The organism is Shewanella sp. SG41-4 (assembly GCF_014164505.1).
In the GTDB taxonomy this organism is placed as follows: Bacteria; Pseudomonadota; Gammaproteobacteria; order Enterobacterales; family Shewanellaceae; genus Shewanella.
This window is the reverse complement of sequence record NZ_JACJFI010000393.1, coordinates 1-2,741: the sequence shown is the minus strand read 5'-3', so window position 1 is coordinate 2,741 and position 2,741 is coordinate 1. Positions and strand designations below refer to the sequence as shown.

Sequence of the window (2,741 nt, the reverse complement as noted above, 5' to 3'; positions counted from 1 at the left end):
GTCATCTTTTCCACCCCTTCTCTGACCACGACAAATTGGGTTATCACTGCCATGATGTAATCCTCACTGTTTTTATATACAGTGCATAGAATCTCACATAGTTAACTTATGATGCAAGTGTTCTGATTATTCTGATATTATCAAGCACAAGAAAATCGAGATTATTTAACAATTAACTCATTTTCTGCCAATATAAGGCAAAGCAAACGGCTTTGACTCTTTGCTACCCAATAATGCGCTTTACTATGGATTAGATTAATTCTTCATGCATGAATTTGATGATCATGATTCTATAATTTTATGCCAATCATGTGATTTGGCAGTGACAAAACGCGCTTTGCCTTCTAGCGCTCGAGCGCTTTGTCCTCGTTGCCACACGGCACTCTATGATTCACCTTATTGCTCCATTAATGGCATGCTAGCGTTATGTGTTGCGGCGTTAATTATTTTTATTCCCGCTAATTTATTGCCTGTACTCGAAATTCACTTTCTTGGCAGTGTACGGACCACAACCGTGCTGCAAGCGGCTTTTACGGTTTGGGCTGAAGGGTATTGGGTAGTAGGCCTTGCGGTAATGGTTGCGGCAGTTATTGCGCCAGGATTATTGATATTGTCAATTATGGCCCAAGTTGTGATTGTGAAGTTAAAACTGCACAACTCATTTTGGCAAAGAACATATACTACATTATTAAAAAATCATGGTTTGATATCACAAATGACCATGTTAGAAATTTATGTGATCAGTTTTTTAGTGTCGGCATTCCAATTATCTGACTTTTCTGATGTGTATTTTGGTATGGGAACATTCAGTTTTACGATGTTGTTCATCATCATTTTATTTTTGCAACGTGAATATAACCTAGAACATATGTGGAGTTATGTTGATGCCTGATACTCCAATGACGACTTCCAATGAAGAAATAGTCGACAACACTGCGCAAGTTGACAATATCAACAAAGAGATTACAACTAAGGTTTTGTCGCACGTTCAAGGCATAAAAATTGGCTTATGTTTATGCCCTGTTTGTCGAAAACTTAATGTCACTAGTAACAATCATTGTAAACGTTGTTTTAGCCAATTAAGCAGTCGTAATTATGCCAGTATTCAACAAAGTTGGGCTTTATTGGTTACTGCAACTATTTTACTTATTGTCGCCAATATCTATCCTATTACCTTGTTGACTAATCGCGGTGTGGTCACCAATGACACAATTTTTAGTGGTATTAGTCATTTAGTCAAAACAGGTATGTTCCCGATTGCTATCATTGTTTTCACTGCCAGTATTTTGGTACCTTGGCTTAAAATTATTGGCTTAGCGACCTATTTATCGGCTATTAGTTTTAACTTACCAATATCAAAAAGAAAATTAATGATTGGATTTCACATCATTGAATGGATTGGCCGTTGGTCAATGCTCGATTTATTCGTTATTTCATTAACAGTTGCCTTAGTTAATATGGGGCAATTATTAGACGCAAAACCTGCACCTGCCGCGACAGCATTTGCGTTAGTTATCTTGCTAACGCAACTTGCGGCTAAAGTGTTAGATACTCGATTACTCTGGGACCGCTTGGAAAACACTGATGACACAAATTGAATCACCTAAAATTGTGAAGAAAAAGTTATTCTCGCCAATATGGTTATTACCGGTTGTTGCTTTGATATTAGGAGCCTGGTTAGGGGTCAAAAGTATCAAAGAATCCGGCATCGAAATATTAATTCATTTCCCGAGTGCTACCGGTATTGATATTGGTAAGACATTAGTGAAATATCAAGGATTGACGGTCGGTAAAGTGACCGACATTGGTATTGACGATGATCTAAAAGGGGTTAACGTTAAAGTTGTTATGGATTACCGTGCCGACCCATTTCTCAATAAAAACACCCTCTTTTGGTTAGTAAAACCTAAAGCTAGTATTACCGGAGTTGAAGGACTAGATACATTATTTTCAGGTAATTACATTGCCCTGCAACCAGGCGATGGACGTTCAGCAACTGTATTTGAAGCACAACGTGAAGCACCTGCAATACTACCCGGCAGTGAAGGACTCATGATCGAATTAAAATCCCCTAAGCTGGGTTCGATTGATGTTGGCTCGCCGGTCTTTTATCGTCAAGCACCTGTCGGAAGTATTATTAGTTATCGTCTAGATGGAAATAAACAAATTATTATTAGCGCATTTGTTCAAGAACAATATGCCCATTTAGTGAGTAAAGACTCCCATTTTTGGAATGTATCGGGCTTAAAAATTGATGCTTCTTTAGCAGGCATAAAAGTCAGTACTGAAAGTATCGCGTCTATTTTAGCCGGCGGGATCAGCTTTGATACCGGAAGTTACACTGAAAAAGCTCAAAATGGTGATGTTTATAACCTATACGAAGATGAACTCACCGCAATAGGAGGTGTTCATTTTAGTTTAACCGCACCTGGTAGTGATGAGGTCAATGAAGGCACTGCTATCACCTACCGCGGCATTGTTATCGGCGAAATAGAAAAAGTCACCTTAACTGACACTGGGGTGCAATTTATCGCTCGAGTAGAACATCATTACAAAGGATTAGTTACCAGCGACAGCCAATTTTGGATTAGTGGTGCCGAGTTATCATTAAAAGGTGTCAAAAACGTCAGTAGACTGGTTACTGGCAGTGTTATTAATGTCTTACCCGGCTCTCAAACCACCGAAGAATCGATGCAGTTTGAATTGGCATCACATGCCCCAGATTTGCTCAATCAAAACAA

At 38.9% G+C, this 2,741-nt stretch carries 3 protein-coding genes; all 3 read left to right on the top strand.

What is annotated here, in order from left to right; translation table 11 throughout:
- Positions 1 to 265: 265 nt before the first annotated feature.
- Positions 266 to 892 (top strand): paraquat-inducible protein A, encoded by a 627-nt coding sequence (locus tag H5202_RS20085; protein ID WP_182773623.1) that lies wholly within the window; start codon positions 266 to 268, stop codon positions 890 to 892.
- Complete coding sequence (locus H5202_RS20080) at positions 885 to 1,598, top strand: paraquat-inducible protein A (protein ID WP_259397400.1); 714 nt, start codon at positions 885 to 887, stop codon at positions 1,596 to 1,598. The genes H5202_RS20085 and H5202_RS20080 overlap by 8 nt, the downstream gene beginning before the upstream one ends.
- Positions 1,585 to 2,741 (top strand): PqiB family protein (locus H5202_RS20075; protein ID WP_259397399.1); only part of this gene is annotated, 1,157 nt, incomplete at its 3' end. The genes H5202_RS20080 and H5202_RS20075, both read left to right, overlap by 14 nt.

What these genes read in the sequence shown, in the direction of transcription:
- H5202_RS20085 (WP_182773623.1), top strand. Translation starts at nt 266, where the DNA reads ATGCATGAATTTGATGATCATGATTCTATAATTTTATGCCAATCATGT.
- H5202_RS20080 (WP_259397400.1), top strand. Translation starts at nt 885, where the DNA reads ATGCCTGATACTCCAATGACGACTTCCAATGAAGAAATAGTCGACAAC.